Here is a 26128-nt window from a genome sequence, read left to right as displayed (position 1 = left end):
GTCTAGAAACCCTTTTTAACTGGTATCAAACAAAAAGAGATTTAACTCCTTTTTTAAATAACTCCCTGTGCAATCATTGCATCGGCTACTTTTAAGAATCCAGCGATATTGGAACCTACGACAAGGTTTCCTGGATGCCCGTATTCTTCAGAAGCATTCATGCTATTACGGTAGATGTTTACCATGATTTCATGTAATTTAGTATCCACTTCTTCAAAAGTCCAAGAAATTCTTGCGCTGTTTTGTGCCATTTCTAGAGCAGATACAGCAACACCACCAGCATTTGCTGCTTTACCAGGTCCGAATAGGACGTCATTTTCAAGGAATATTTCAACAGCCTCTAATGTAGAAGGCATATTGGCACCTTCTCCGACTGCTTTAACGCCATTTGTTACAAGGATTTTTGCAGAAGTTTCATCAATTTCATTTTGAGTTGCGCATGGCAAAGCGATATCACATGGAATTAACCAGATGTTTTCGCAGCCTTCAAAATAATCAGCGTCTGGATGCTCTTTTACATATTCAGAGATTCTTTTTCTTTCCACTTCTTTTAAACGTTTTACCGTTTCTAAATCAATCCCATTTTTATCGTAAATATATCCGTTAGAATCGCTGCATGCTACAACTTTTGCACCTAATTCCTGCGCTTTTTTAATCGCATAAATAGCTACGTTACCTGAACCAGAAACAACCACTGTACTGTCTTTGAAATCAAGCCCTTTATCTTTAAGCATTTCTTGGACAAAATAAACCGTTCCATAACCAGTCGCTTCAGTACGACCTAAGCTGCCGCCAAAGCCAACAGCTTTACCTGTAAGAACACCCGAATGGAAAGCGTTTTGTAGTCTTTTGTATTGACCGAACATATAGCCAATTTCTCTAGCGCCAACGCCAATGTCGCCAGCAGGTACATCCGTATCTGGACCGATATGTTTAGCTAATTCAGTCATGAAACTTTGACAGAATCGCATGATTTCCGCATCTGATTTTCCTTTTGGATCGAAGTCAGATCCCCCTTTACCGCCCCCGATAGGTTGACCAGTTAGAGAGTTTTTGAAGATTTGTTCGAAGCCTAAAAATTTAATAATACTAGCATTTACAGATGGATGGAAACGTAATCCGCCTTTGTAAGGTCCGATTGCGCTATTAAATTGGACGCGGAATCCACGGTTTACTTGGACTTTGCCGTTATCATCTACCCATGGAACTCTAAACGTAATGACTCTTTCGGGCTCAACAATACGCTCTAATACACCTTGTTCCATATATTTAGGGTGTTTATCGAACACTGGAATAAGAGAGTCTAAAATTTCTTTAACTGCTTGATGGAACTCAGGCTCATGTGGATTACGCTTTTTAACCGATTCAAATACTTCCTTTACATACTTAGAGCCTTGAGTGTCTGATATTGATTTTGTTACCAAGATGACCATTCCTTTCGAATTAACTACTATCCTTAATATAAATAAAAATAAATAAAATATTTAAATAGCCAATATTTAACTTTTGTCATTATATTTAGGATCCGTATCTTTGGTGTTTGAGAAAAAATCTTACAATTTGAAAGTATTCTTCAACTTTCTATAAATGTATTGTAATACTTTGTAAGTTATCTTTACAATATATAATATAGATTAAATTCATGCTAAAATGAGATTAATCGAGAAAATGTTACTAATTTTTGAAGTAGGGTAGAGGTGAAATAGATGGAGCTAAGACAGATTCAGTATTTTATCGAAGTAGCTAAACGAGAGCATGTCACAGAAGCCGCTTTACATATGCACGTAGCTCAATCAGCGGTAAGCCGACAAATATTTAATTTGGAGTCTGAATTAGGCGTAAATTTATTTGTAAGAGAAGGACGTAATGTACGATTAACGCCAATCGGAAGAATTTTTTTAGAACATATGGAAGAGGCTTTGACAACGATTGAAAATGCACAGAGGGAAATTAGGGAGTATTTAGATCCTGGTCATGGTACGATTCGTATCGGATTTCCTAGTAGTTTGGCTACTTATACGATGCCTACGGCGATCTCGGCATTCCGAGAACGTTATCCTGATGTTAAGTTTCAACTGAAGCAAGGTGCCTATTATGATTTAATTGATCGAGTGGCAAAAGGTGAGATTGATATGGCCCTCCTTGGACCTGTACCGATGAAGGAAAAAAAGGTAAAAGGCAGTGTTTTGTTTTCAGAAAACATGGTTGCCTTGCTTCCAAAAGATCATCGTTTAGCAAAAAACGAATCCCTACAGCTAAGTGAATTAAGTGAAGATGGATTTGTATTATTCCCTGAGGGGTATATATTACGTGAGATCCTTGTAGAGGCTTGTCAAGAGCAGGGCTTCGAGCCGCATGTTGCTTTTGAGGGTGAAGATATTGATGCGATTAGGGGGTTGGTATCCGCAGGTCTAGGTGTTACCATAATCCCGGAGATTACACTAATTGATGGGTTGCCGCGTGCAACGGTTAAAGTGCCGATTGAACCGAATGTAACGCGAACCGTTGGGACCATTATTCCAAAAGAGCGTCAATTATTGCCGACACAAAATTTATTTTATCACTTTTTGATTGACTTTTTCACAAGGTTGGATAAATTTCAAGGCTATACGGATTAATCTTGACGCTAATCAAGTTTTTTTAGGGAAACTCTCCTTATAATAAAGGTACAAATTAGGGAAGCAATGCAATATAAAGATTCTGGAGGGGGGACCGAACTGATTATGACAGAAGTAAAAGCTTGTGGACATCATCATTGTGCTACTGGACATAAAGCCTGTGTTTCACTCGTACCCATTTTTAATCATCTTGAGTCCGAACAAATGGATGAAATAATGAAAACCGTTCGTTCTGCATCGTTTAAAAAAGGTGAAATTGTTTATCACACTGGTGATGAATCGGATTCATTGTATATTGTAAATAAGGGGAAAATAAGAATTTATCGATTATCTGAGTCTGGAAAAGAACAGTTAGTTAGAATGTTAAATCCAGGGGACTTTACAGGTGAACTAGCGTTATTTCAAAATGGAGTCCATGAGGCATATGCAGAGGCAGTTGTGGATACAGAAGTTTGTCTGATTAAACGCGATGATCTACAAGATTTTCTGTTGAAGTATCCTTCGATTGCTTTAAAAATTCTCACAGAGTTTTCTAATCGATTACAGCAATCTGAAAAACAAACAACCGCAATGGCGACTGAAAAGGTAGAAACTCGCATAGCCCTATTTTTGGCTGATTGTTCAGAACGAAATAATGGATCCCGGGAATTTGTATTACCGATGACTAAAAAGGACTTAGCTTCCTATTTGGGGACCACACCTGAGACCGTTAGTCGTCGTCTTGCTGACCTTGAGGGGCAAGGACTGATTAAACAAAAGCCAGGGAAGAAAATGGAGATCTTGGATTTAGATGGATTGCTGCTTGTTTAAACAAAATTCTAACATAAAGGGCCAAACATGATCATTTTTATAAAAATAATCGTGTTTGACCCTTTTGATCGTTAATGGATGATTCCCCCGCCGTTACGTAGAAATGCCAATCCAATCGTTAAAACGAGCATCATCAGCAAGCAAAGGGTGTCGCGTTTATGCCAGCTTAATTGCCTGAAAGTGGATCGCTTTTGGTCCGATTGATAACCTCTTACTTCCATGGCATTGGCTAGTTCCTCAGATCGGTTTAAAGAACTAACAAATAAAGGTAAAAAGATCGGAACAAGCTTTTTCATTTGTTGGAAGAGATTCCCTTCACCAAATTCAGTTCCTCGTGCCCTCTGAGCATCCATAATTTTTTGAGTTTCATCTAGAAGATTTGGAATAAATCGTAATGAAATCGAAAGCATCAGTGAAAATTCATCTACAGGTACTTTTAAAGCGCGGAGTGGACGCAGCAATGAATTAATCCCATCAGTTAAATCAATGGGCTTTGTCGTTAGCGTCACTACGGTTGAAATAAACACAATCATAACAAATCGACAGAAAATGAAGAAACCATTTGTTAAACCGTAATAGGTAATCGTGATCGGTCCCCATTCAAAATAAACGGTTCCCCCTGACGTAAACAAAATTTGTAAAAAAACTGTGAATAAAATAAGCCAAATTAATGGTTTTACGCCACGAATATAGGTGCGGATGCTAACGCCAGAAAGAAACATAATTGTAAAAGTGAAGCCCCAGAGCAGGGCATAGGTTTGCCAATTATTTGCTAAAAATAAAACAAAAATGAAGTAAATACAGGCGACAAGTTTGGATCTTGGATCAAGACGATGAATCCAAGAATCTCCTGGAAAGTAACGACCTAATATTAGTTTATTCATACAAGTCCCACCTCTATAAGAGCATCCGCTAAATCCTCGACGGTTAAGCAAATCCGATTCAATGTAATACCAGTTTTCTTTTCAAGCTCTAATTGGAAGCGTCTGGCGTCAGGTGCATCAAGATGCCATTTTTCTACTTGTTCAGTATTAGAAAATAAGACTTGTGCCGTATCGTGAAAGACGATCGTTCCCTTTTCCATCACGATCACCTCATCTGCATAGGAGATAACATCTTCCATATCATGAGTAACCAGCACAGTTGTTAGCCCTCTTTCTTTATGCCAGGAAGAGATTAAATCCATAATCTCCTTTTTGCCAGAAGGGTCGAGTCCGGCGCCAGGCTCATCTAGGACCAAGATATCGGGCTCCATTGCTAATATTCCAGCAATCGCGACACGTCTTTTCTGACCACCCGAAAGGGAGAAAGGAGACTTTTCTAACACATCTACAGAGAGTCCAACTTGTTGAATAACCTTTTTAGCTACCTCTTTTGCGTCCTCTAGAGAAACTCCGAAATTTAGTGGGCCAAAGCAAATATCCTTTTCCACGGTTTCAGCAAATAGTTGGGATTCGGGGAATTGAAAGACCATCCCAACTTTTTTACGAATGGATTTTAGCGCATTTTTATTATGATCTTGTTTAATTAGGTCTGAACCGATTTTAACTTGACCTTGTATCGGAATTAATAACCCGTTCATCGCCTTCAATAAACTGGATTTCCCTGCTCCCGTATATCCAACAACAGCTGTGTAAGAGCCAGATGCCAATTTCACATTAACGTCATGCAATACGAGAGGCGTGCGAATGGGACCAATTTGATAATCGGCAGATACTCTATCAAAAATTATTTCCATAACCATCGCACCATTTCTTCTTCCGTCATATAGTGTTCGGGGACGTTTATATTTCGGCTTATGAGTGTTCTTCTTAGTTTTTCAGCAAAAGGGGGTTCCAAGTCTTGTACATTTGAAAAAACCTCTTTAGGTGTACCACTATTTACAATTTTCCCCTTTTTCATCATCATGACTCGATCACTAGACGCAGCCTCATTCATATCATGGGTGATCGAGATAATCGTGATATCTTGATTTTTGTTTAACTCTTGCAACGTTTGCAGGAGTTCCCGACGGCTTCTAGGATCAAGCATAACAAATGCTTCATCAAGAAGTAATACGTCAGGATTAAGCGCAAGTACGCCTGCAATAGCGACACGCTGTTTTTGTCCTCCAGAAAGATGGGAAGGGTCATGAGCTTTAAATGCCGATAAACCAACCAAATCAATAGCGTAATCAACTCTTGATTTCATTTCATGGTAAGGTATATTTAGATTTTCTAGACTAAATGCAACATCATCCTGGACACTCGTTCCAATAAACTGGTTATCGGGATTTTGAAAGACCATTCCAATCCGACTACGCAATTCCCATTTCGTTTGTTCATTTAACACTTTTCCATCAATCCGGATAGTCCCGCTTTCGGGTGTTAATAAACCAACTAACATTCTTGCTAAAGTGGATTTTCCGGAACCATTCTGTCCAACAATTGCCACCCATTCCCCTTTATGAATGCATAAAGAAACATCTGATAAGGTTTCTGTTTTAACCCTTTTATCATAACGAAAGGTAAGGTGTTCCACTTCAATTATTGGTTTTTCCATGAATGTTCCTCCTTACACAATGAATGATACAGCCATCATAGCAATAATTGATCCATTGATAAATACTAGATTTTTAATGGCTAAAGAGAATGTTTCTGATTTAATTTGTTTTTTATTAAATAAACTAATATGTCTTGATACAGGTACAATGATAAGAAGAGAAAGCAATAAAATGATTGGCAAAATATTTAAAAGAACAGCTGCTAAAATGGCAACAAACGAGCCGGCGTAAAGGATATTATAAAGGGCAACAGCTTTTTTCTTTCCTATATAATAAGGTAAGGTAAAGCGACGGTTTTTGATGTCATCGTCCAAGTCGCAAATATTATTAGCTAGCATAATATTTGCAATCGTAAAGATGCACGGTAAGGACACTAATAAAATCTCACTTAAAAGGACTAAATTGATTTGCAAACTAATTGTTTGTCCATTAACAAATAAATTCGCAATGCCTTGATTATAGGCATTGACATAAACAGTAAGAAATAAAATCCCGAATCCCATTGTGACCCCTGAAAACACTTCACCAAGTGGAATTCTCGAAATTGGTACAGGACCATACGTGTAAAATATTCCAATAATAAAACAAGCGAGCCCTATGAACAAAACTAAAAGGTCTGTTCGAAATACGAGCCAGATCCCTAAACCGATCGCTGTAAACAACATAGCAAATATGGTAAAACGAGCTAAACCAATTGGAATATTGGCTTGTCCGATAATATTTTCTCTTTTACGGTACTCATCTGTTGTGGCTTTTACATAGTCCATATAATTATTAATGGCGGTTGTGGTTAAATCAAATATTAACATGGCAAGGAAGAATATAATCGTGTTAATTGGATCAAATACCTCATATCGATAGATAACAAATAATAAGCCTACCAAAAATGGAAATAGGCTAGCGACTTTTGTTGGAAGTTCAACAAAATGTAAAAATGTGCGAAAAGACATCGTGATTCCCCCTTTAGATGTCATTTAATTGACTAATTCAAACTCTTTATTCGTTATTTCAAAATTCCCTTTTAAACCAGAAGTGATATACACTTTATTATCACGACTAATAAAAACCGCTTCTGCATCTTCAAATTGTTCAATAAATTCAAGCCCACCTTGAATCCCTTTTGAGAACACGGAGGTAGAAAGTCCATCCCCATCAATAGATTTAGTAGAAACGATTGTGACGCCAGCGATGTCGTTATTAAATGGATAACCTGATTTCGGATCTAATAAGTGGTGGTAGCTTTCTCCATCTTTATTGAGGACACGCTCATAAATTCCTGATGTAACAATTGATTTATCTGATGCAGTTAATTTACCAATTATTTGACCACGTGATGCTTCTTGATCAGGGTTTTGGATTCCAACTGTCCACTTCTTTCCTGAAGGATTATTTCCTACAACAATAATATTTCCACCTAAATCGATGATAGATGTAGTAACGTTATGTTCATTTAACACTTCAACGATTTCATCCCCAATAAACCCTTTTGCAATCGAGCCTAGATCCAACTGCATACCAGGTCTTTTTAAAAATACAGTTTTCTCAGCCTCATTAAGTTTAATATCTTTATAATTAATCAAAGGTAATACAGCATCAATTTCAGATTGCTCGGGTTTACGTGCATCTGGAAACCCAATTCTCCATAAATTTGTTAAAGGTCCAATGGTAATATCATAGGAACCTTCAGCTTTATCACTATAGTAAAGGCCTGCTTTAATAAGTTCAAACATGTCATCAGAAACCTTAACTGGCTCAATTCCAGCTTTTTCATTGACTAAAGCAATTTCTGAATTTGCTGCGTCGGGTTCATTTACTGTGATGTGATCGGCGAGCCATTGAATACGGTCAAAAACAGGATCTAATACATCCTCTTTTCCTTCATCGTAAATTTTGATCGTTACGACCGTACCCATGAGAAATTCAGTTCTTTCATAGGGATCTGTATTTGCAGTTTCATTTGTTTCTTCTTTTTCTCCATTACAACCAGCTAAAAGGGTAAGTATGATTAAAAAAAGGGAAAGTAGAACGTTTTTCTTCATAGTTCATTCAAACCTTTCAATTGCTCAGAATGATAAATAAACGAAAGGCTCTAGAGTCACCTCTAAAGCCTTTTATGTTTCTGTAAAAATGTTAATAGGTGCCAGCTACTATTATTGTTTTTCGAATACGATATTGTCAACTACGATAGGTGTAGTATCGCCTTTTTGCGCTGCATTTATGAGTTGCTCAGCATAAAGTTTGAAAGTATGAGTAGAGTGAGTTGCACCAGTCACAACTTCAACACCTGCAGCAGATTGTTTTTCAACTAATTGATCGTTTAATGCTGGGAAGTATTCTTTCGGACCTACGCCAGCTTTTTCAGACATATTCTTTTGGTATGCCTCATCCTCGAGTTTGTTCATGCCTTCAGCGTTAAAGTTTGCAAAGTCAGATTTTGTAATTTTACCGTTTTCAACAGTCATTTTGAATACTGTTTTCCAACCAGTAGCGCCTATATTCTTTTCTTCTAAAGAATACTCACCATCTTGAAGTGGAGCAGCTGCATCAATGATAATGGTTTCAGTATCACCAGCTTGCGCTGCTTGGATTAATTGTTGAGCATAGTTCATGAAGCTTTCAGAAGAGTGAGTAGCTCCAGTAACGATTTCAACCTGTTGTGCATCTTGCTTTGCCACTAGATCATCATTTAAAGCTGGGATGTAATCTTTAGGACCTACGCCTGTTTTATCAGACATATTCTTTTGGTATGCCTCATCATCTGTTTTTAATTTTCCATCAGCATCAACATAGTTGTAATTAGATTCGGTAATTTTACCATCTGTAACTGCGATAGAGAAAGTAGCCTTCCAACCTTTATCACTGATTTCTTTTTCTTCTAATGTATAAGTTCCATCTTGTAATGGACCGCCAGCAAGTTGCTTAGGTCCTTCAGTTTCAGTTGTTTCTGTTTCAGTAGTTTCAGGAGTTTCTTCTGTTTCTGTAGCAGCTTGATCTGTTTCTTCCGTTGCTGCTGGTTCTGCAGCATCGTCATTTCCACAAGCACCGAGAATTAATGCTAAAGATACAGCCATTGAAGTAACGATTGTTTTTTTACCAAATTTCATTTGGCTTCAACCTCTTTCCCTTTAATAATTTTTCTATTTTATTTGATGTGTTCAATGTCTATGAAACCTTATTTGAAAGTGGTTTCACAATCTTGAACACCCTCATCGTAACGTTTTTCATCGAAGGTGTCTATAGCTTTTTCTTTCAAAATATGACAATTTTCTTACATCCTCTAGAGAGAAAAAAGCGGATATAAATGAGAAAAGATCGATATTTTTGGTTTTGATGGGCAGATTAAAACGTAAGTAGTTTTTTCTTGACTTTTCTGTGAACATGTCGAAATTTGTTAATTTTTTATGAAAACCATAGACAGTTTGCATAAACAAATGTAATATGTAATTGTTCATTCATTCACATATCTGTGGATAGGGAATTATATATATAAATTAATTATATTAAATGAGGGGAATGAATGTAGTGGCAGAGAAGAAAATCGTTATAATCGGCGCAGGCTATGCTGGGGTACACGCAGCTAAAAAACTTGCGAAAAAGTACAAACGAGACGATTCTGTTGAGATTACGTTAATTGATCGTCATTCTTATCATACGATGATGACCGAGCTGCATGAGGTTGCTGCACATCGTGTTGAACCAAATGATATTTTATTTGATCTTCGTAGATTGTTTAATCGTACGAAAGTAAAGCTAGTAACTGATAATGTTACCAAGGTTGACCATGAAAGTAAAGTGGTAACAACTGAAACAGGATCTTTTTCATATGATTATTTAATATTAGGTATGGGCGGAGAAGCAAACGACTTCGGAACACCAGGTGTTAAAGAACATGGATTTACACTTTGGTCTTGGGAAGATGCTGTTAAATTACGTACGCATATTGAAGAAACTGTTCGTAAAGCAGCAACTGTTAAAGATGATGCGAAACGTAAAGCGATGCTTACATTCACAGTTTGTGGTTCTGGTTTTACTGGAATTGAAATGGTTGGAGAACTGATTGAATGGAAAATCCGTTTAGCAAAAAATAATAAAATTGATCCAGAAGAAATTACTTTATATGTTGTTGAAGCAGCACCTACGATCTTAAATATGCTTGACCGTACAGATGCAGGTAAGGCAGAAAACTATTTGGTAAAACAAGGGGTTAAAATCCTTAAAAATTCAGCGATTGTTGAAGTAAAGCCTGAATCAGTACTATTAAAATCAGGTGAAGAAATTGCGACACATACACTAATCTGGACGGCTGGAGTAAAAGCAAATTCTGACACGAAGGACTACGGAATGTCTAGTGGTCGTGCTGGTCGTCTAATTGTAAACGAGTACATGGAAGCAGATGGTTTAAAAGACACCTATGTTGTCGGTGACTTAGCTTACTATGAAGAAGATGGAAAACCGATTCCACAAATTGTGGAGGCTGCTGAACAAACAGGTGCGACAGCTGCTAAAAACATTATTGCAGCTATTAGCGGAGGCGAAAAGACCGCGTTTAAAGGGAAATACCATGGAACGATGGTATCAATCGGCGCCCGTTACGGTGTTGCCAACCTTAGTGGTATTCGTTTAAGTGGTTGGTTTGCAAACTTTATGAAGCATATCGTTAACATTTACTACTTCTTAACCATTAGTAGTGGCTATTATATTTGGCAATATATTAATCATGAGATTTTCCATACAAAAGACAAACGAAATATCTTCCGTGATGTGACAAATCGTTATGGTAACGTGATCTGGACTTTCCCAATTCGTTTATACCTTGCTTGGTTCTGGATTGAAGAAGGTGGAGCTAAGATTTGGGGCGCAACGAAGTGGGAGGAAAAAGACTTATTTAGTGGACTTGGTTCAGATTCTTGGGTTGTAGATAAATCTGTTAAAATGCCGTTTGAATGGTTACAAACAGCAACAAGTGGCGCTAGTGCAGCAGCGGAAGGTGGAGCAGAAGGAGCCACAGCCATTGCACCTCCTATTTTAGATTCAATGCCTGGCTGGTTTGAGGCAATCATGAAATTAATGATGCCAAATGCTGATGTTGCGATCTTCATGCAAGGTTTTGTTGGATTCTTTGAATTTGCTTTAGGTATCTGTATTCTTTTAGGTTTATTTACATGGTTAGCAAGCTTTGCAAGCGTTGGTATGCTTACGATGTTCACATTAACAGCTATGCTTGGCTGGGATAAATTCTGGGCTCTCCCTGCATCCTTCGCAGTAATGAACGGTGCTGGAAGATTCCTTGGTCTAGACTATTACGTATTACCATTCCTAGGTAAAAAATTAGGCAATTGGTGGTATGGAAAAGAACGAGCTATTTACAAAGACCATAAAAAGTGATAATGATTAATAGAATTAACTATAAATGATCAAATGAGATAAAGCGTGAGGCTACAGGTTTCACGCTTTTCTTTGATTGACTACATACATCGTTTGGACAGGTATTTTCTAAATGAGGAGGGAGAAAAGAAATGTGGACATTTTCCAATATGATTAAGCGTTGGGATATTATTATTACGCTATTCCTTGTATTACTTTCTTTTCTTCCGATTATTATTTTTAGTTATCAACAAGCCGAAAAAACAAATGCCGAGGGCAATGGAGAGCCGCAAACTGTTGCGGTTATATCGGTAAATAATGAAGAAGTACGAAGAATTACGTTAACGGGTAATACGGAAACTGAAGTTTTTGATATTTTTACTGATGACGGTGACTACAATACGATTGAGGTACGTGGAGAAAGCATTCGAATTAAAGGCGCCAATTGCTATGATCAAGTATGTGTTCAGTTTGGCTTTCTTTCTAGACCAGGGGAAACAGCTGTATGTTTGCCTCATAAATTAGTCCTCGAAATTCAATCAACAGCAGGAGAGAACATTGATGATATGATCATTAGTTCTTAATGCTATTTAAGGATTGCCACTCGAAAGGGGAGATATAATCGTGACGAAAAACCAGCGCCTTGTTTATATTGCTTTATTAGCGGCACAAGCCGTTATCATTAGCTTAATTGAACGGGCCATCCCTTTTCCCTTTTCATTTGCACCAGGAGCCAAACTTGGATTAGCCAATATTATTACCTGTATGGCTTTATATACACTTTCTGTAAAGGATACAACAAAAGTAGTTACGGTTCGTTTAACACTCGCGGCTTTATTAGGTGGAAATCTCTCTTCTTTTATGTACAGCGCCTCGGGGGCGATTCTAAGTTTACTAGGGATGTTGCTAGCTAAACAGTTGGGACCAACAAGAATTAGTTTAATTGGCGTTAGTGTCGCAGGCGCGATTATGCATAATGTGGGTCAATTGCTAGTGGCTAGTTGGATTGCCCAAACTTGGACAGTTTTACTCTATTTACCGGTTCTTTCCTTTATAGGAGTTTTATCTGGTATCGCCATTGGTATTATGGCTAACTATCTTTTAACACATGTTGAAAAACTTGTATATTATCGATTTCTTCGTGAATAAGTGAATGTGTCTGTGTGATGAAATATCATACAGGCATTTTTTTATTTAAAAAATAGACACAATTTATGTGTTAAGATTCACATAATAGTCACAGTATTATAGATTTTTTTCATGCATAATAGATAGTGAAAAGAGGAAGTTACTTTTCATTTCCATACATTTTATCTATAGATTCTGTGCTATTATTAATCTTTCTTGTGGAATGGAAAAGTACCAATCCTAGATCTATTATTCATTTAGGAGCTGATTTGAATGCTACAATTTATTCAAAACGCTATCAGAAAATATGGAAGTGTTATTTGGAATTTTCCTTTGCGTTTAGCGGTTGCTTGGTTTTGGATTGATGAGGCGGGTGCCAAATTATGGGGAGAGACTAAATGGGGTTCAAAAGATTTAACATCTGGATTGGGCAATGATTCTTGGTTAGTTGATGAATCTGTGAAAATGCCATTTTCTTGGCTACAAACAGCTACAAGTGGTGCAAGTGCTGCTGCTGGTGGGGCTGAAGCGGGTCCAACTCCTGTTCCTCCAATCTTGGATTCAATGCCTGGTTGGTTTGAAGCCATTATGAAGATTATGATGCCTACTCCTGAAGTAGCTATTGCCATGCAAAAGATGGTAGTCTTTGTTGAATTATTCATTGGAATTGCTATATTACTAGGTTTATTTACATGGTTATTCAGCTTTGTGAGTGTTGGTATGCTTACGATGTTCACACTAACTGCTATGCTTGGTTGGGATAAGTTTATGGCTCTACCTGCTTCTATTGCATTAATGAATGGATCCGGTAGATTTCTAGGATTAGATTACTATATTATGCCTATGGTTGATCGATGGATTGAAAACAGAAAGAATAAGGGGTCTGGTACACCAAAGGATATTAAGGCTTCTTAAAATAGAATAACATAAAGACCCCGAAGAGGAATTACTTCGGGGTCTTTATTTTTTGAATCTGTTAAACTTGGGTTGTTGATTTTTCCGTTAAGCTATAGCTACGTCTTGCAAAGGTTTTAGAGCCTTCCAACTTCAATCAAGAGTGGTTCAAATCAACCTGGACCTATAGCGTAGTCAATTTTTAAATGTATTCTTTTTTTACTTGTTCAGAGATAGATTTTCAGCCTCCACAAGCTTAATAATTTCAATAACCTCGGTTGCTTTGATCATATTATCAACAGACACATACTCAAATTTTCCATGAAAGTTCTCTCCGCCAGCAAAAATATTCGGTGTGGGTAATCCCATATAAGAGAGCTGAGAGCCATCTGTACCTCCTCGAATTGGCTTCACGATTGGCTTTATTCCAAGATTCTCCATTGCTTTATACGCAACATCAACGATTTCCTTCACGGGTTCAATTTTTTCTTTCATATTGTAATATTGATCATTCATTTCTAGCAGAATTCGCTCTTCTCCATAGGTTTCTTGTAATTCCTTAGCGATGGTTCTAACGCTTTCCTTCCGCTGTTCAAATAACGTTCGATCATGATCACGAATAATATAATGTAAGACCGTTTCCTCGACATCGCCTTCAAAGGAAAGTAGATGATAAAATCCTTCGTGCCCTTCTGTTTGTTCAGGAACTTCCTTAACAGGCAAAGAATTGTGGAATTCCATTGCGATTTTCATTGAATTAACCATCTTACCTTTTGCTGTACCAGGGTGGACATTTGTTCCTTTAAATACTAGTTTTGCTGAGGCTGCATTAAAACTTTCGTATTCTAATTCACCAAGGGGTCCGCCGTCCATTGTATAGGCAAAGTTTGCATCAAACGTTTTAACATCAAATTTATGTGGTCCCCTTCCGATTTCCTCATCGGGTGTAAAGGCAACTCTTACTCGTCCGTGCTTGATTTCAGGGTGCTTAACAAGATAATCCATGGCGGTCATGATTTCCGCAATACCTGCTTTGTCGTCGGCGCCAAGCAAGGTCGTACCATCTGTCGTAATTAATGTATGCCCTTTGTAATTTGCTAACTCTGGGAATTTTTCTGTTGAAAGTGTCACTTGCAAGTCTTTATTCAGCACAATATCCTGCCCATTATAATTCTCGACTATTTGCGGATTGACATTTTTACCTGTAAAATCAGTCGCAGTATCCACATGTGCTAAGAAACCAACCGTTGGTACTTCTCTTTCCGTATTGGAGGGAAGTGTCGCCATGACATATCCATTTTCGTCAATGGTTACATCCTCCAGACCAATTTGGTTTAATTCTTCTACTAACATATTTGCTAGAGTTAGTTGGCCTGGTGTTGATGGGCAAGTTTCTACCTCAGGGTTGGATTGTGTATCTACTTTGACGTATGCTGTAAATCTTTGAATGATCTCTTCTTTCAAATGTATTCAGCTCCTTTATATAAGTGCTATATTTTCACCACTTCCACAGTTTTACACCTTTGTTGTAAAATATTCCAATTATAAGTCTATTATAGTTACAGCAAAATCAAAAAAGAAAGGGTCATGCGTTTTATTTTACATTTTAAAAGGAAAGAATTATGGTATAGATAGTGGGAAAAATTTCTATATTAGAAAGGATGGATAATATGTACGATATCGTTATAATTGGCGGCGGCCCTGCAGGTGGCAGTGCGGCTCTTTATGCTGCAAAGGCTGGTAAGAAGACTCTTCTTCTGGATGCAAATAAAAGTATGACTGCTAGAGCTTTAATGTGGAATCACTATGGTGTTGAAGAAATCACAGGACCTGATATGCTTGAAGTTGGTAAAAAACAAGCTTCTAAATTTGGTGCGGAAATTAAAGAAGAAACGGTTACAAACATAACAGGTGAGGCTGGAAACTTTACGCTGGAAACTGAGAGTGGAGCTACATATCAAGGTTCACATGTGATCTTAGCTACAGGTGCTTTAGCAACTCTTGCTGAAAAACTAGAACTTGAAACAAAGGAACATAGAGAACCAAGAATGAAAACGGCTGTTGTTACAAATGGAGAAGGCGAAACAAATAAAAAAGGTATTTGGGCAGCCGGAGTTGTTGCTGGCATAAGTGCACATACTATTGTAACAGCTGGTGACGGTGCTCGTGTAGCAATTAATGTATTAAGTGAAATAAATGGCGAACGCTATGTTGACCATGATGTATTAAAATAATGAGATTTTCTAAAAAAGTCTTGTCAGCTGTTGACAAGGCTTTTTTTATAGGATAAAAGTTAAATATCAATTGACATACGTGGGGCGATTAGATTGAATTTAACAAAAGGGGAAATTGGCAAGATCGTTGAGGTTTGTATGCTAGCTGGAGAGATTTTGTTAAGGAGCGGAGCGGAAACGGCTCGAATTGAAGATACTATGAATCGAATGGCTTCGGCATTTGGTTTGAATGATGCACAAAGCTTTGTTCAGCCGACAGGGATTTTTTTCTCTGCTAATCCAATTGATCGAGTCAAGTTAGTTAGAGTTGTAGAACGATCAACAGATTTGGCGAAGGTCGCCATTGTTAATGGTATTTCACGTAAAATTAGTGTCGGAGAAATGACCGTAGATCAAGCCTTATCTGATTTGAGAGAAATTGCCCGCATCAAATTATCTTATTCATTTTGGATTCAAGTGCTTGCTGCATCGATTACAAGTGGTTGTTTTTTAATTATGTTTAAGGGGATATGGGGAGACTTTTTACCAGCAGTGATTGCTGGCGGAATTGGTCATACCCTCTACATTTATCTTCATAAAATGATTAAAGTTAAATTTTTCGCAGAAGCAGCGGCAGCTTTTGTCATTGGGTTGATTGCTGTTATCACGGTAAAGAATGGTCTTGGAACCGAAATGGATAAAATTATCATTTCAGCTGTCATGCCACTCGTTCCAGGTTTGTTAATTACAAATGCTGTCCGAGATTTGATGGATGGACATTTTGCTTCAGGCTTAGCTAAAGGAGCGGATGCCTTTTTAACAGCCCTTTCCATCGGGACAGGAATTGCCGCCGTTTTGGGCTTTGTTTTTAAGATTTTATAGTTAGTAAAGAAAGTTTAAATTTTAGAAGTTAGATAAATGTCTAGCGCAAGCAGCCATCCCCCTCGAGGTCACAAGCTTGTCTAGTGTCGGCTCCTAGGGACGAAAGGATAAGCCAAGTAATTCTGAAGGCAAAGAACGCCTTTAAAATTACTCGTCTAGACCTGAGTCCCTGGGCAGTCGCCTATACTTTTCTTACAATCCGTCAAGAAGATTAAAGTACAATCTTCATGCCGGCTCGTCTTGTGCTTGGCCGTACCGGCATAAGTGCAACTACTCCTCTGGCTTCGCCTAAAGGCTTGCCAGTCGGAGAGTTTTCTTTATCGGGGGTGAGCACATCAGGGAAATCTTCCTTGAATTTGCTTCGCAGGAACAAAAGACTTTTTGTTCCGAAGGCGCTTGTGCTTTTCTTAGAATGTGAGGGAGTTAAATGATTATACAACAGCTCATTACAAGTTTTCTTGCTTCAGCTTCTTTTGGTGTGTTGTTTAATGTCCCGAAAAACAGGCTAATTCATGGTGGACTTTCTGGAATGATAGGATGGATTTGTTACTTCTTGTTAGTGGAAAAGGGAACGGATTCGGTTGTAGCCTCTCTTCTTGCCTCCATTATTATTGGAACAATTGGTCAAATTTTTGCGAGATTTTATAAAACACCAGTGATTGTTTTCAATGTTGCAGGGATTATCCCTCTTGTACCAGGAGGACTCGCTTATGACGCCATGAGGCATTTTGTTTTGAATGACTATAGTACGGCCTTGCAGTTAGCGGCAAAGGCCTTCATGATTTCTGGTGGAATTGCGTTTGGTCTAGTGTTTTCTGAGGTTTTGAAGCGTGTGATTTTGCAAATGAAAGATGTCAGTATTAGTAAGCATGAGAAACGGTACCGGTATCGTGATTGATTTCTCTCAATTGGTTATGCTAATGGGTAACCAATTGGAGGTGGATGCGGTATGGACTACAAGTGTATTATAGTCGGAGGCGGAATTGCTGGGCTACAGGCTGCGATACAGCTTGGCAGATATATGCATCAGGTGCTGGTCATAGATTCGGAGGATGGACGTTCATCTATATGTCATAGTTATCATAATATTTTAGGGTATCCAGACGGGGTGAGTGGGCAATTCCTTCGTGAGATTGGAAAAAAGCATGCAGAAAAGCTGGGAATTGAGTTTTTAACAGATAAGGTGGAGACTGTTAAGAAGGCTGATGAGGGTTTTTACCTTGAAACGGCTAGGGGCTCTACTTTTTCAACAAAAAGAGTCTTGTTGGCGACAGGTGTGATGGATCGAATACCACCATTTCCAGAATTGCGACCATGTCTAGGGATTAGCGTTTACGTATGTCCTGATTGTGACGGATATGAAGTTAAAGATAAAAAAACGATTATTATCGGATCAGGTCGAACTGGTGTAGGAATGACCAAGACTCTGTCGTATTGGACAAAAGAATTGGTATATATTAATCATGAACAAGAACCCATAAAAGAAAGTGATCAGCAGTGGCTTCGTGATCATAGAGTCGAGTATATTGAGAGCCCGATAGAAAAGGTACTAGCAACGGACTCTCGGTTTGAGGGGATTTTGCTTAAAAGTGGAGAAAAGATTATCGGACAGCGTGGTTTCGTAGCCTTTGGAGGGAATGAAGTCCGATCGCAACTTGCTAAACAACTTGGTGTTGAATTATTGGAAAATAAACATATGCTCGTTGATCCTCGTTCAAAAATGACCAATGTTCCAGGGGTTTGGGCAGCAGGGGATGTTGTGGCCCATTCTGAGCAAGTCACCATTGCAATGGGTGAAGGGTCGCAGGCGGCAATCTGGATTCATAAAGATATCTTAAATGATGAGTTATAAGGTTTTTAATATGTTGAGGTTTCAATTGTTTATTAACAATCATGTTAGTAATGGGACAATTTAATGGTATTAGACTTGGTATAGGCATTTTAGATACATTGACATAATTGTTAATTTATTAAGGGATCGTTCAAAATTTAATTTAATTTTGAACGATCCTTGTTTGTATTTGTTGTATTGTTTGTTGTTGAACTGGATCTTTAGGATATACACATATGATTTATACTATTTTTAAGGTACAAAAGATGTTTAATGCATAAATTCTGCAAACTTTTTGGATAGAATGATTTTAATAAAAGCAGGAGGGAATAAGAAATGCAGAAAAAAAGTAAAATAACCTTTTTATTTATTATGCTAGCATCACTATTCTTAGTGCTTGGTGCATGTTCAAATGCAACCGACGAAGCACAAGATACTAACGAGGAAGCTGAAAATGCAAACCAAGAAATAACAACAGAAGAAGAGGAAAATAAGGAATCGAGTAATGTAGAAGAAGAAATGGATCATGCTGGAATGAATCACTCTGGTTCAAGTGAAGTACCTGAAGGTTTAGAGGAAGCTGAGAATCCAACTTATCCAGTTGGAAGCAAGGCAATGATCCATGCTAGTCATATGCCTGGAATGAACGGTGCTGAAGCCACCATCTCTGGTGCGTTTGATACGACAGTTTATTCTGTTACGTATACTCCAACAACTGGCGGAGAACCAGTCGAGGACCATAAATGGGTCATCCATGAGGAAATTGAAAATGCGGGTGATGAACCATTTCAACCAGGTGATGAGGTGGTATTAAATGCAGAACATATGGAAGGGATGAAAGGGGCAACGGCCATGGTTGATTCTGCTGAACAAACAACAGTATATATGGTCGATTACACCGATACTGAAACAAGTGAAAAAGTAACGTATCATAAATGGGTAACGGAAAGTGAATTATCACCAGTAGAATAAAACGTGGGGAGGCGGTTTCTTGTTTGTTCCGCAAAACAAGAAGCTGCTTACCTTTTTGTATTAAAAATATTTAAATTGGAACTAATGCTGCTCTATTTTAATAGTCGTTGCAATTTATTTTCGCGGGAATGGTGTCTATCAAAATAGGGACCATTTTTGTTAGAGTCCAAAGAAATAAAAGGATTGGAATGCCACCAATCCTTTTATAACGGTCACTATTATAAGCTATTCATCATATTTCCTGTATTTCCTGTATTTTCCATCATGCCGCCATCGCCATGACAGTTATTATACATTTGTTCTAATTCATTTGTTGATAATTCTGGGTGTATTTTTTCCATAAAAGGTTTCATTTCAAGAAAGCCGTCCGTTTGTGCATAAGCTAATGTTCCGGCACCGCCTAGAAGAATAGCTCCTGTTAATAATCCAATGACTAATTTCTTTTTCATTTTTTAATCTCCTTTCTTATTATATGTTGATTTTAACGTTAAAATTTGCAGAGATTATGCAGAAACCTTGTGGAACTTGTTAAGGTTGTACATAATTTATTGGGTAAAAATTTTGGTCAAGAACTAATAATGATTTGATCTGCATTCTCTTCCCCTCCCACAGCTTCAACTGAAATGATCACTTGATGAGGTAAGCAGATAATGGCAGGACCTGGCTTTGAAATATAGCCTGTATTAACACAAATTTGTTCAGGACATGTAGATGATTCAATGCGGATTTCTTCGTCTCTCACCTCTACTGTATCAGGATTACACTCAATCTCAGGTATGTTTAACTTCTCCGTACTTTTATGTCCAGTTAATGTGTAACGCTTAACTTCTTTATTTCTACTTGAAATAACGGCTACATATTCAAGGTTATCAATTCTTGCCTCTACTTTAGCTTGCTGATAGCTAAAAATAGAAACAGGGATGAATGAAAGGGCTAAAAATAAAACAGTAATAATAATGTCCCATCGTTTAATCATTTGAAGGGCATTTTTCAAATGGTTCATCTCCTTATAATTCATATGCGGAAAGGCTATTATTTCAGGCTTGCCCCTTCCACTTATATCCGACTCCCCAAACGGTTTGCAAATATTCATCAGCAGGAAATCCTGCCTTTCTAAGTTTGTCACGTAAATTTCGAACATGGGAATCAATGGTTCGATCCTCGGTTGAAACATTATATCCCCATACCAACTCGATCAGAAGCTCACGAGAAAAAACTCTATTTAAATTGCTTAAAAAAAGACTTAACAACCCGAATTCTTTTGGTGTTAATGAGAGTTCATGGTCTTTATAAAAGAGCTGATGAGAATCTTGAATGAGGGTAAGACCTTTAAATGTTCGCTCTGGTTCTTGTGTACTTCTCCTGAGGACAGCTTCAATTCTAGCTACTAATTCTTCCTCATCAAAGGGTTTGGAAATGTAATCATCTGCTCCTAAATTTAGTCCTCTTACAATGTCAGTCTTATCACCTAACGCTGTAAGCATAATAATTGGAATATCACAATTTTTACGGATTTCCTGGCACGCTTCTAATCCACTCATATCAGGCATCATAATATCTAGTAAAATAAGATCAACCGTATTGGATTCTAAAAAATTTAGAGCATCTATTGCGGATTCTTTTTTTATACAGTGATAGCCAAGAGGAGACAAGTATAACGATAATAAATCAAGCATCATGGGTTCATCATCAACAAGTAATATTGTTTTCAATTTTTATCCTCCTTGAAGATTAACTCAAATTCTGTCCCAACATTTTCTTTACTTCTCACAAGAATATCGCCCCCATGAGCGTGAACAAGTTCTTTGATTATTGCGAGACCCAGCCCTGTGCCTCCAAGGGCACGTGTTCGAGATTTATCAACACGATAAAAACGGTTAAAGATATAGGGGAGATCTTTTTCTGGAATTCCCTTACCACTATCTTTAATGGTGATATGAATTCTCTTTTTCTGTTTCCAAGCTGTTAATTCAATAGTTGAACCGCTTTTTGAGTATTTCAATGCGTTATCTAACAGATTCATAAAAATTTGTTGGAGTTTTAATGAATCAGCTTTTAAGATTAAATGTGGCTCGCAGTTTACGATAAACACCATTTCATTTTCATGAAAAATTGGAGAGAACTTTTGATCCATTTTTGTAAAAAATCCATTTAAGTTGATAATCTCTTTTTCAATAATAAAAGTATTTTGATCCATTTTGGCAAGTTCAAATAGTTCTTTGATTAATTTAGCTAAACGGTCTGATTCTTCAACAATGATGGATAAATATTTGTCCTGCTCTTCCTTGCTTAAAGTCCTCTTTTTTACAATATCAGCATAGCCCTTTATATAAGTTAAGGGTGTTCGGAGTTCGTGTGAAATACTAGCTAAAAATTGACTCCGTTCTTTTTTTAAATAGCTTAAATCTGTTGCTAGTAACTCGATTGACTTTGCAAGATCCCCTAATTCATCATTTGATGTATGAGGAAGCGAAACAGAAAATTTCCCTCTGCTAATTTGTGAGGTTGCTTCTTTCATTTTAATAAGAGGTTTTGTAATACCCCTTGATAAGAAAAAAATGATAACGATCGTGAAGATAACAGAAACTGAGCCTGCAATCAAAAAGTGTTCATTCAAGGAATGAATTAAAGCGCGAACAGATGCCGTATCCTGAAACATATAAACATAACCAGAAACGTTCTGATCAATCATAATGGGACTAACCGTTGCAATATACGGTTCCTGATCCCATTTGTCTTCTAAGACTTGTCCATCACCTTGAATAGGAGTTAAAGGCGGATTGATATACTTTTTAAAGTTTTGAACTGGTGTAGAGGAGGCTAATACTGCCCCTGAATCATTTGTGATGATTACATCTGTATTTGATTCGGATTCCATTAATATTACATGATCAATCATTTCATCATCGAATTGCTTTTCAAGAATGGCCTTGTGAGAATTGCCTCTCGATTTTAATGTTTGTAGTTCTTGTTCTATTCTAGAATCCACAATTTCAGCATGTAGAAAGAAAAACATAACTGTAATTAATCCAAATATAACTAGAAAAAATAATATGCCTAATTTTACTGAAAGTTTATTCATTACATGATCATTCTCCTATTCCTTGTATCCTTAGCTTACTATTTACTTTTGAAGAATTTATGCAGAAATGGTGTAAATATAGGGAAACTGTTATTTCTTCAACAATGGAAAGAAATACAATATATTATTACATTTGATATATATATCGAAATTAAAAATCGCTAAAGAATTAATATTTGTTGTATAATGATTGCCCTTTTTCCTAGTTTACATCAATTCTATATTCGTGGCTTTGTTAAGTAAATTTTTCTATAGGCAATCACCCATCCATGACAAGATGCATAGGGTAAAAAGAAGAAGGATATAGAAATTGCACAGTTGTGTGAAGGGGGACGTGTTTGTGTCAGGAAGAGTTATTCGTTATTTTGCTGGCGGGAATACTGCACGGGGATTTTATAGCCTGTTTGACTCAAGTTTGAAAAATCTTGACCGAATCTTTATTTTAAAGGGCGGTCCTGGTACGGGAAAATCAACTTTAATAAAAGCAATTGGGAACGACTGGTCTGAAAAAGGCTATGACATTGAATTATTACATTGTGCATCAGACCCGGATTCTGTAGATGGTGTCATTATCCCTTCCTTAAAGGTTGGGATTGTTGACGGAACCGCACCACATATTATTGAACCGAAATTACCTGGCGCGGTTGAAGAATATATTAATTTAGGTGAAGCATGGGACTCCAAAGGTTTGGCTGCTAGAAAAACCGAAATTATCGAATTATCAAAGCAAGTAAGCGAATCCTTTCAAAATGCTTATAAAACCTATGGGGTAGCCTTAAAGGTTCATGACGAATGGGAAGAAATTTATTCTAGAGGTATGGATATTGAAAAAGCGAATCAATTAACTCAGCGTCTGATTGCGAGATTTTTTGAAGGAATATCGTTAAATAAGCCATCTAAGGTTCAACATCGGTTTCTTGGTGCAGCAACCCCTATAGGAGCGGTTGATTTTATTCCGAATTTAACCGAGGAGATTCCAAAACGGTATTTTATCAAGGGTCGTCCCGGATGTGGGAAATCTACGATGCTGAAAAAAATTGCGGCTGAAGGTGAAAAACGTGGATTTGATTTAGAAATTTATCATTGTGGTTTTGACCCTCATAGTTTGGATATGATTATAATACGGGAATTGGGAATTGCCATTTTTGATAGTACAGCCCCACATGAATATTTTCCATCACGCGATAGTGATGAAATCATTGAATTGTACGGCTCTGTTATTAAAGAAGATACAGATGAGTTATACGAACAAGAGATAAATGAGTGCAAGTTAAAATATCGAGAATTAATGGATCAAGGAAAAGGGTTTTTAGCACAAGCAAAGTCATTAAGAGAAAAGCTTGAAGCAATTTATATCGAAAATATGGATTTTACCGTCGTTGAAAAACATCAGCAAAGGATTCAAAATGAGATTGAATATATTTCCAGGGAAAAGAATAAAGAATAAAGAATAGGATACAGAGCCACGATGATGTGGCTTTGTATTTTTTCTTTAAATCATACAATGGAGGAATGATGAACCAATGGACGAGCATTTAACACAGTTGAAATTTCACTTTGAACGTCATCGTGATTTCGCAAAAGCGGAGCCCATGGCTAAATATATGAAAAATAATTATCCATTTCTAGGAATAAAAAAACCTGAAAGAACCCAATTATTGAGGTTGTTTTATGCACAGACAGGAATATTAAAAGAACCTTTTGATCCAAAATGGGTTAGAGTGTTATGGGCACAGGAAGAGAGAGAATATCACTATGCTGCACTTGATTATCTAGAAAAATCACAAAAAAAGTTAGATGGAACACATATCTCACTTATGGAGGAGTTAATTACAACCAACTCATGGTGGGATACGGTAGATACAATTGCCACTAAACTAGTTGGAGGAATCGCCCGTAAGTCACCAGAGGTGATTTTAGATAGAATAGAAGGTTGGGCATATGGAGAACATCTTTGGCTAAGACGAACGGCTATTCTTTTTCAATTAAAATATAAAGGACAAACAGATGAATCCCTTTTATATCGATATATTGAACAAAATGCAGACAGCAAAGAGTTTTTTATCCAAAAAGCGATTGGGTGGGTATTACGTGAGTATTCAAAAACGAACCCAGAGTCTGTCCGACAATTTATCGAATCTCATCCTTTGGCAGCACTCAGTATACGGGAGGGCAGTAAGTATTTAAAATGAGAAAAATAAATACTTTCCAATGGAAATTTTACATAATCTTTAGGTATAATGATTATCAATATAGTTAAATCTTATAGCAGCAGAACAAAGGATAAACGTCTGCCTGTAAGAGTAATTATAAATTTGCTAAATCAAGGTTTTCTTGATTCAGGAGGGAGAAGTGTTTATGGTGGAAAAAAGAGAACAGGAATTTGAAACAGTTGGACATTTATTAAAGTCGATTCGTGTGAAATTAGACTCGATGCCTGTTAGAAATAGTAAAATAATGAAGAGTCCTGAAATCCTGGATACACTAGAAACCTTGGTGGATAAACAGCATGACAAGTTAGCTGTTGAAAAGCTAGTCACTTTTCTAGCCTCCATTACAATCGCTCCAATTAAAAAGGAAATCAATTTGTTGAAACAACATTTAAAGATAAGTATGTAAATTAAAAAGAAGTCAACGGTATTTCGTTGACTTCTTTTCTATTAGGAATCGGACCTTTAATCGAACTTATACGTCCAAAAACGCTCAAAGTTGATGCGTGTTAATACATCGGGGTCGCCTTGTTCATATTTCTCTTTTAGACCCGCTACCATCAATTGAGCCTGTGATTTATGGGACAGCAATGCAGCAATTTTTTTCTGTGCAAACGCAGTTACATCATGAACAATATCTGCTTGACCAATTTCTTCTTCACAGCCATTTGAAAAAGCAAGTGTATGGAGCTTAGGACGCTTCTGTGCAGCGATTCTCTCTACTGCTTTTACAACTGCTGCTCCAGTTGCATCGTGATCAGGATGTACGGCATAGCCTGGATAAAAGGTAATGACTAATGAAGGATTTACTTCATTAATGATGGAAGTAATATCTGCAATAATCTTTTCTTGGTCTTCAAATTCGACTGTTTTGTCTCGGTAGCCAAGCATCCTTAAATCCTCTAAGCCGATTGCTTGTACCGCATTTTTAAGTTCTTCTTTTCGGATGAGTGGAAGAGATTCCCTTGTTGCAAAAGGAGGATCACCTAAATTTCTCCCCATCTCTCCTAATGTTAAGCAAGCGTAGGTAACAGGAGTTCCATTGGCAATATGTGCCGCCATTGTACCAGAAACACCGAATGCTTCATCATCAGGATGTGGAAAAACAACTAAGACATGTTGCTCTTTTTCAATATCCATTATGATAACTCCTTTCCTTATGAAAATGGCGTTAGACTTATTTCAAGGCAAACAGCGAGTTTTCCTTGATAGTCATGACCTGCTAATAATAAACGATCGTGTTCATCCACTTCGAAGTGTGTAATTCCTTCTGCATAAATCCAACCAATCGGTAATTTCAATCCAATGCGATAGGGACCATTTCCAGCAATTTTCCCTCTTTCATATTGCACAAGCGCATTACGTATGTAGGCCCCAGAGTTGAAAAAGCCTTCATTAAAGTGGGCAGCATAAGCTCCACTTGTTGTTTCAAGATGGATGTAAATTTCCTGATTAGCAAACCGATCCAGTTCTCTTTGAACGGATTCGACAATGACTGGTTCCAAAATATAACCTCCCTTTAAATCTTTGTAATTGAAATATAAAGACAACGTACATATTAAAATTTACAACAATGGATTTT

General features: G+C 37.3%; 27 protein-coding genes and 1 pseudogene. 14 read left to right on the top strand and 14 right to left on the bottom strand.

From position 1 onward, the window contains the following. Positions 1-53: 53 nt before the first annotated feature. Positions 54-1433, bottom strand: coding sequence for an NADP-specific glutamate dehydrogenase (gene gdhA / locus Q5760_RS24940; RefSeq protein ID WP_428910185.1), 1380 nt, complete (start codon positions 1431-1433; stop codon positions 54-56). A gap of 273 nt (positions 1434-1706) precedes the next feature. Here gdhA and Q5760_RS24935 point away from each other — a divergent pair, with 273 nt between their 5' ends. Then, complete coding sequence (locus Q5760_RS24935; protein ID WP_428910184.1) at positions 1707-2618, top strand: LysR family transcriptional regulator; 912 nt, start codon at positions 1707-1709, stop codon at positions 2616-2618. A 105-nt stretch (positions 2619-2723) separates the two neighbouring features. Further along, positions 2724-3428 carry a Crp/Fnr family transcriptional regulator gene (locus tag Q5760_RS24930; protein WP_428910183.1) on the top strand — a complete coding sequence of 235 codons (705 nt, stop codon included), beginning with the start codon at positions 2724-2726 and terminating at the stop codon, positions 3426-3428. 71 nt (positions 3429-3499) lie between these two features. Here Q5760_RS24930 and Q5760_RS24925 read toward each other — a convergent pair whose 3' ends face one another. The 6 genes from Q5760_RS24925 to pplA all read right to left on the bottom strand — a co-directional run bounded on the left by Q5760_RS24925 (position 3500) and on the right by pplA (position 9074). After that, positions 3500-4312 carry an energy-coupling factor transporter transmembrane component T family protein gene (locus tag Q5760_RS24925; protein ID WP_428910182.1) on the bottom strand — a complete coding sequence of 271 codons (813 nt, stop codon included), beginning with the start codon at positions 4310-4312 and terminating at the stop codon, positions 3500-3502. Beyond that, positions 4309-5166, bottom strand: coding sequence for an energy-coupling factor transporter ATPase (locus tag Q5760_RS24920; protein WP_428910181.1), 858 nt, complete (start codon positions 5164-5166; stop codon positions 4309-4311). The genes Q5760_RS24925 and Q5760_RS24920 overlap by 4 nt, the downstream gene beginning before the upstream one ends. After that, positions 5157-5969 (bottom strand): energy-coupling factor transporter ATPase, encoded by an 813-nt coding sequence (locus Q5760_RS24915; RefSeq protein WP_428910180.1) that lies wholly within the window; start codon positions 5967-5969, stop codon positions 5157-5159. Before Q5760_RS24915 ends, Q5760_RS24920 begins: the two co-directional genes overlap by 10 nt. Positions 5970-5981: 12 nt before the next feature. Next, positions 5982-6920: a 1,4-dihydroxy-2-naphthoate polyprenyltransferase gene (gene menA / locus Q5760_RS24910; protein ID WP_428910179.1), complete on the bottom strand. Its 939-nt coding sequence runs from the start codon at positions 6918-6920 to the stop codon at positions 5982-5984. Between the two features lie 24 nt (positions 6921-6944). Continuing rightward, entirely contained in the window at positions 6945-8009 is a 1065-nt protein-coding gene (locus Q5760_RS24905; RefSeq protein ID WP_428910178.1) for an FAD:protein FMN transferase, read from the bottom strand. A gap of 111 nt (positions 8010-8120) precedes the next feature. Further along, positions 8121-9074, bottom strand: coding sequence for an extracellular electron transfer flavoprotein PplA (pplA, locus tag Q5760_RS24900; RefSeq protein ID WP_428910177.1), 954 nt, complete (start codon positions 9072-9074; stop codon positions 8121-8123). Between the two features lie 418 nt (positions 9075-9492). Here pplA and Q5760_RS24895 point away from each other — a divergent pair, with 418 nt between their 5' ends. From Q5760_RS24895 to Q5760_RS24880, 4 genes and pseudogenes are all read left to right on the top strand, one after another. Next, positions 9493-11355, top strand: coding sequence for an FAD-dependent oxidoreductase (locus Q5760_RS24895; protein ID WP_428910176.1), 1863 nt, complete (start codon positions 9493-9495; stop codon positions 11353-11355). Between the two features lie 131 nt (positions 11356-11486). Beyond that, on the top strand, positions 11487-11918 hold the full coding sequence (locus tag Q5760_RS24890) for a NusG domain II-containing protein (RefSeq protein ID WP_428910175.1): 432 nt from the start codon (positions 11487-11489) through the stop codon (positions 11916-11918). A gap of 40 nt (positions 11919-11958) precedes the next feature. Continuing rightward, positions 11959-12483 carry a Gx transporter family protein gene (locus Q5760_RS24885; RefSeq protein ID WP_428910174.1) on the top strand — a complete coding sequence of 175 codons (525 nt, stop codon included), beginning with the start codon at positions 11959-11961 and terminating at the stop codon, positions 12481-12483. A gap of 282 nt (positions 12484-12765) precedes the next feature. Then, positions 12766-13377: pseudogene (locus Q5760_RS24880) on the top strand (NADH dehydrogenase FAD-containing subunit); the annotation flags it as partial. 198 nt (positions 13378-13575) lie between these two features. Here Q5760_RS24880 and pepT read toward each other — a convergent pair. Continuing rightward, a complete protein-coding gene (pepT, locus tag Q5760_RS24875; RefSeq protein WP_428910173.1) occupies positions 13576-14820 on the bottom strand; it encodes a peptidase T in 1245 nt (414 codons plus the stop codon). 206 nt (positions 14821-15026) lie between these two features. Here pepT and Q5760_RS24870 point away from each other — a divergent pair, with 206 nt between their 5' ends. From Q5760_RS24870 to Q5760_RS24850, 5 genes are all read left to right on the top strand, one after another. Beyond that, positions 15027-15590, top strand: a complete 564-nt coding sequence (locus tag Q5760_RS24870) for an FAD-dependent oxidoreductase (protein WP_428912685.1) — start codon at positions 15027-15029, stop codon at positions 15588-15590. 138 nt (positions 15591-15728) lie between these two features. Continuing rightward, positions 15729-16451 (top strand): threonine/serine exporter family protein, encoded by a 723-nt coding sequence (locus Q5760_RS24865; RefSeq protein WP_428912684.1) that lies wholly within the window; start codon positions 15729-15731, stop codon positions 16449-16451. 427 nt (positions 16452-16878) lie between these two features. Then, on the top strand, positions 16879-17349 hold the full coding sequence (locus tag Q5760_RS24860; RefSeq protein WP_428910172.1) for a threonine/serine exporter family protein: 471 nt from the start codon (positions 16879-16881) through the stop codon (positions 17347-17349). A 51-nt stretch (positions 17350-17400) separates the two neighbouring features. Next, a complete protein-coding gene (locus Q5760_RS24855; RefSeq protein WP_428910171.1) occupies positions 17401-18303 on the top strand; it encodes an NAD(P)/FAD-dependent oxidoreductase in 903 nt (300 codons plus the stop codon). Between the two features lie 315 nt (positions 18304-18618). Continuing rightward, positions 18619-19254 (top strand): YdhK family protein, encoded by a 636-nt coding sequence (locus Q5760_RS24850; protein ID WP_428910170.1) that lies wholly within the window; start codon positions 18619-18621, stop codon positions 19252-19254. A 218-nt stretch (positions 19255-19472) separates the two neighbouring features. Here the strand turns inward: Q5760_RS24850 and Q5760_RS24845 are convergent, their stop codons facing one another. From Q5760_RS24845 to Q5760_RS24830, 4 genes are all read right to left on the bottom strand, one after another. Continuing rightward, positions 19473-19703, bottom strand: coding sequence for a hypothetical protein (locus Q5760_RS24845; protein ID WP_428910169.1), 231 nt, complete (start codon positions 19701-19703; stop codon positions 19473-19475). Positions 19704-19819: 116 nt separating this feature from the next. Continuing rightward, a complete protein-coding gene (locus Q5760_RS24840; protein WP_428910168.1) occupies positions 19820-20272 on the bottom strand; it encodes a NusG domain II-containing protein in 453 nt (150 codons plus the stop codon). A 19-nt stretch (positions 20273-20291) separates the two neighbouring features. After that, positions 20292-20966, bottom strand: a complete 675-nt coding sequence (locus tag Q5760_RS24835) for a response regulator transcription factor (protein ID WP_428910167.1) — start codon at positions 20964-20966, stop codon at positions 20292-20294. Then, entirely contained in the window at positions 20963-22336 is a 1374-nt protein-coding gene (locus tag Q5760_RS24830) for a sensor histidine kinase (RefSeq protein WP_428910166.1), read from the bottom strand. The genes Q5760_RS24835 and Q5760_RS24830 overlap by 4 nt, the downstream gene beginning before the upstream one ends. A gap of 340 nt (positions 22337-22676) precedes the next feature. Here Q5760_RS24830 and Q5760_RS24825 point away from each other — a divergent pair, with 340 nt between their 5' ends. From Q5760_RS24825 to Q5760_RS24815, 3 genes are all read left to right on the top strand, one after another. Then, positions 22677-23783, top strand: coding sequence for a PRK06851 family protein (locus tag Q5760_RS24825; RefSeq protein WP_428910165.1), 1107 nt, complete (start codon positions 22677-22679; stop codon positions 23781-23783). Between the two features lie 76 nt (positions 23784-23859). Further along, positions 23860-24528, top strand: coding sequence for a DNA alkylation repair protein (locus tag Q5760_RS24820; RefSeq protein ID WP_428910164.1), 669 nt, complete (start codon positions 23860-23862; stop codon positions 24526-24528). Between the two features lie 166 nt (positions 24529-24694). Next, the gene (locus tag Q5760_RS24815) at positions 24695-24955 is read left to right on the top strand and encodes a hypothetical protein (protein ID WP_428910163.1); all 261 of its coding nucleotides are present in this window, start codon (positions 24695-24697) and stop codon (positions 24953-24955) included. A gap of 56 nt (positions 24956-25011) precedes the next feature. Here Q5760_RS24815 and bshB2 read toward each other — a convergent pair whose 3' ends face one another. Both bshB2 and Q5760_RS24805 read right to left on the bottom strand, forming a co-directional pair. Next, positions 25012-25680 carry a bacillithiol biosynthesis deacetylase BshB2 gene (gene bshB2 / locus Q5760_RS24810; protein ID WP_428912683.1) on the bottom strand — a complete coding sequence of 223 codons (669 nt, stop codon included), beginning with the start codon at positions 25678-25680 and terminating at the stop codon, positions 25012-25014. A 23-nt stretch (positions 25681-25703) separates the two neighbouring features. After that, positions 25704-26051, bottom strand: coding sequence for a YojF family protein (locus Q5760_RS24805; RefSeq protein WP_428910162.1), 348 nt, complete (start codon positions 26049-26051; stop codon positions 25704-25706). Positions 26052-26128: the final 77 nt, after the last annotated feature.

The sequence above is a fragment of the Niallia sp. Kr1 genome (assembly GCF_050389805.1).
Classification (GTDB): Bacteria; Bacillota; Bacilli; order Bacillales; family Cytobacillaceae; genus Bacillus_BD.
This window is presented reverse-complemented; position numbering and strand designations above follow the sequence as displayed.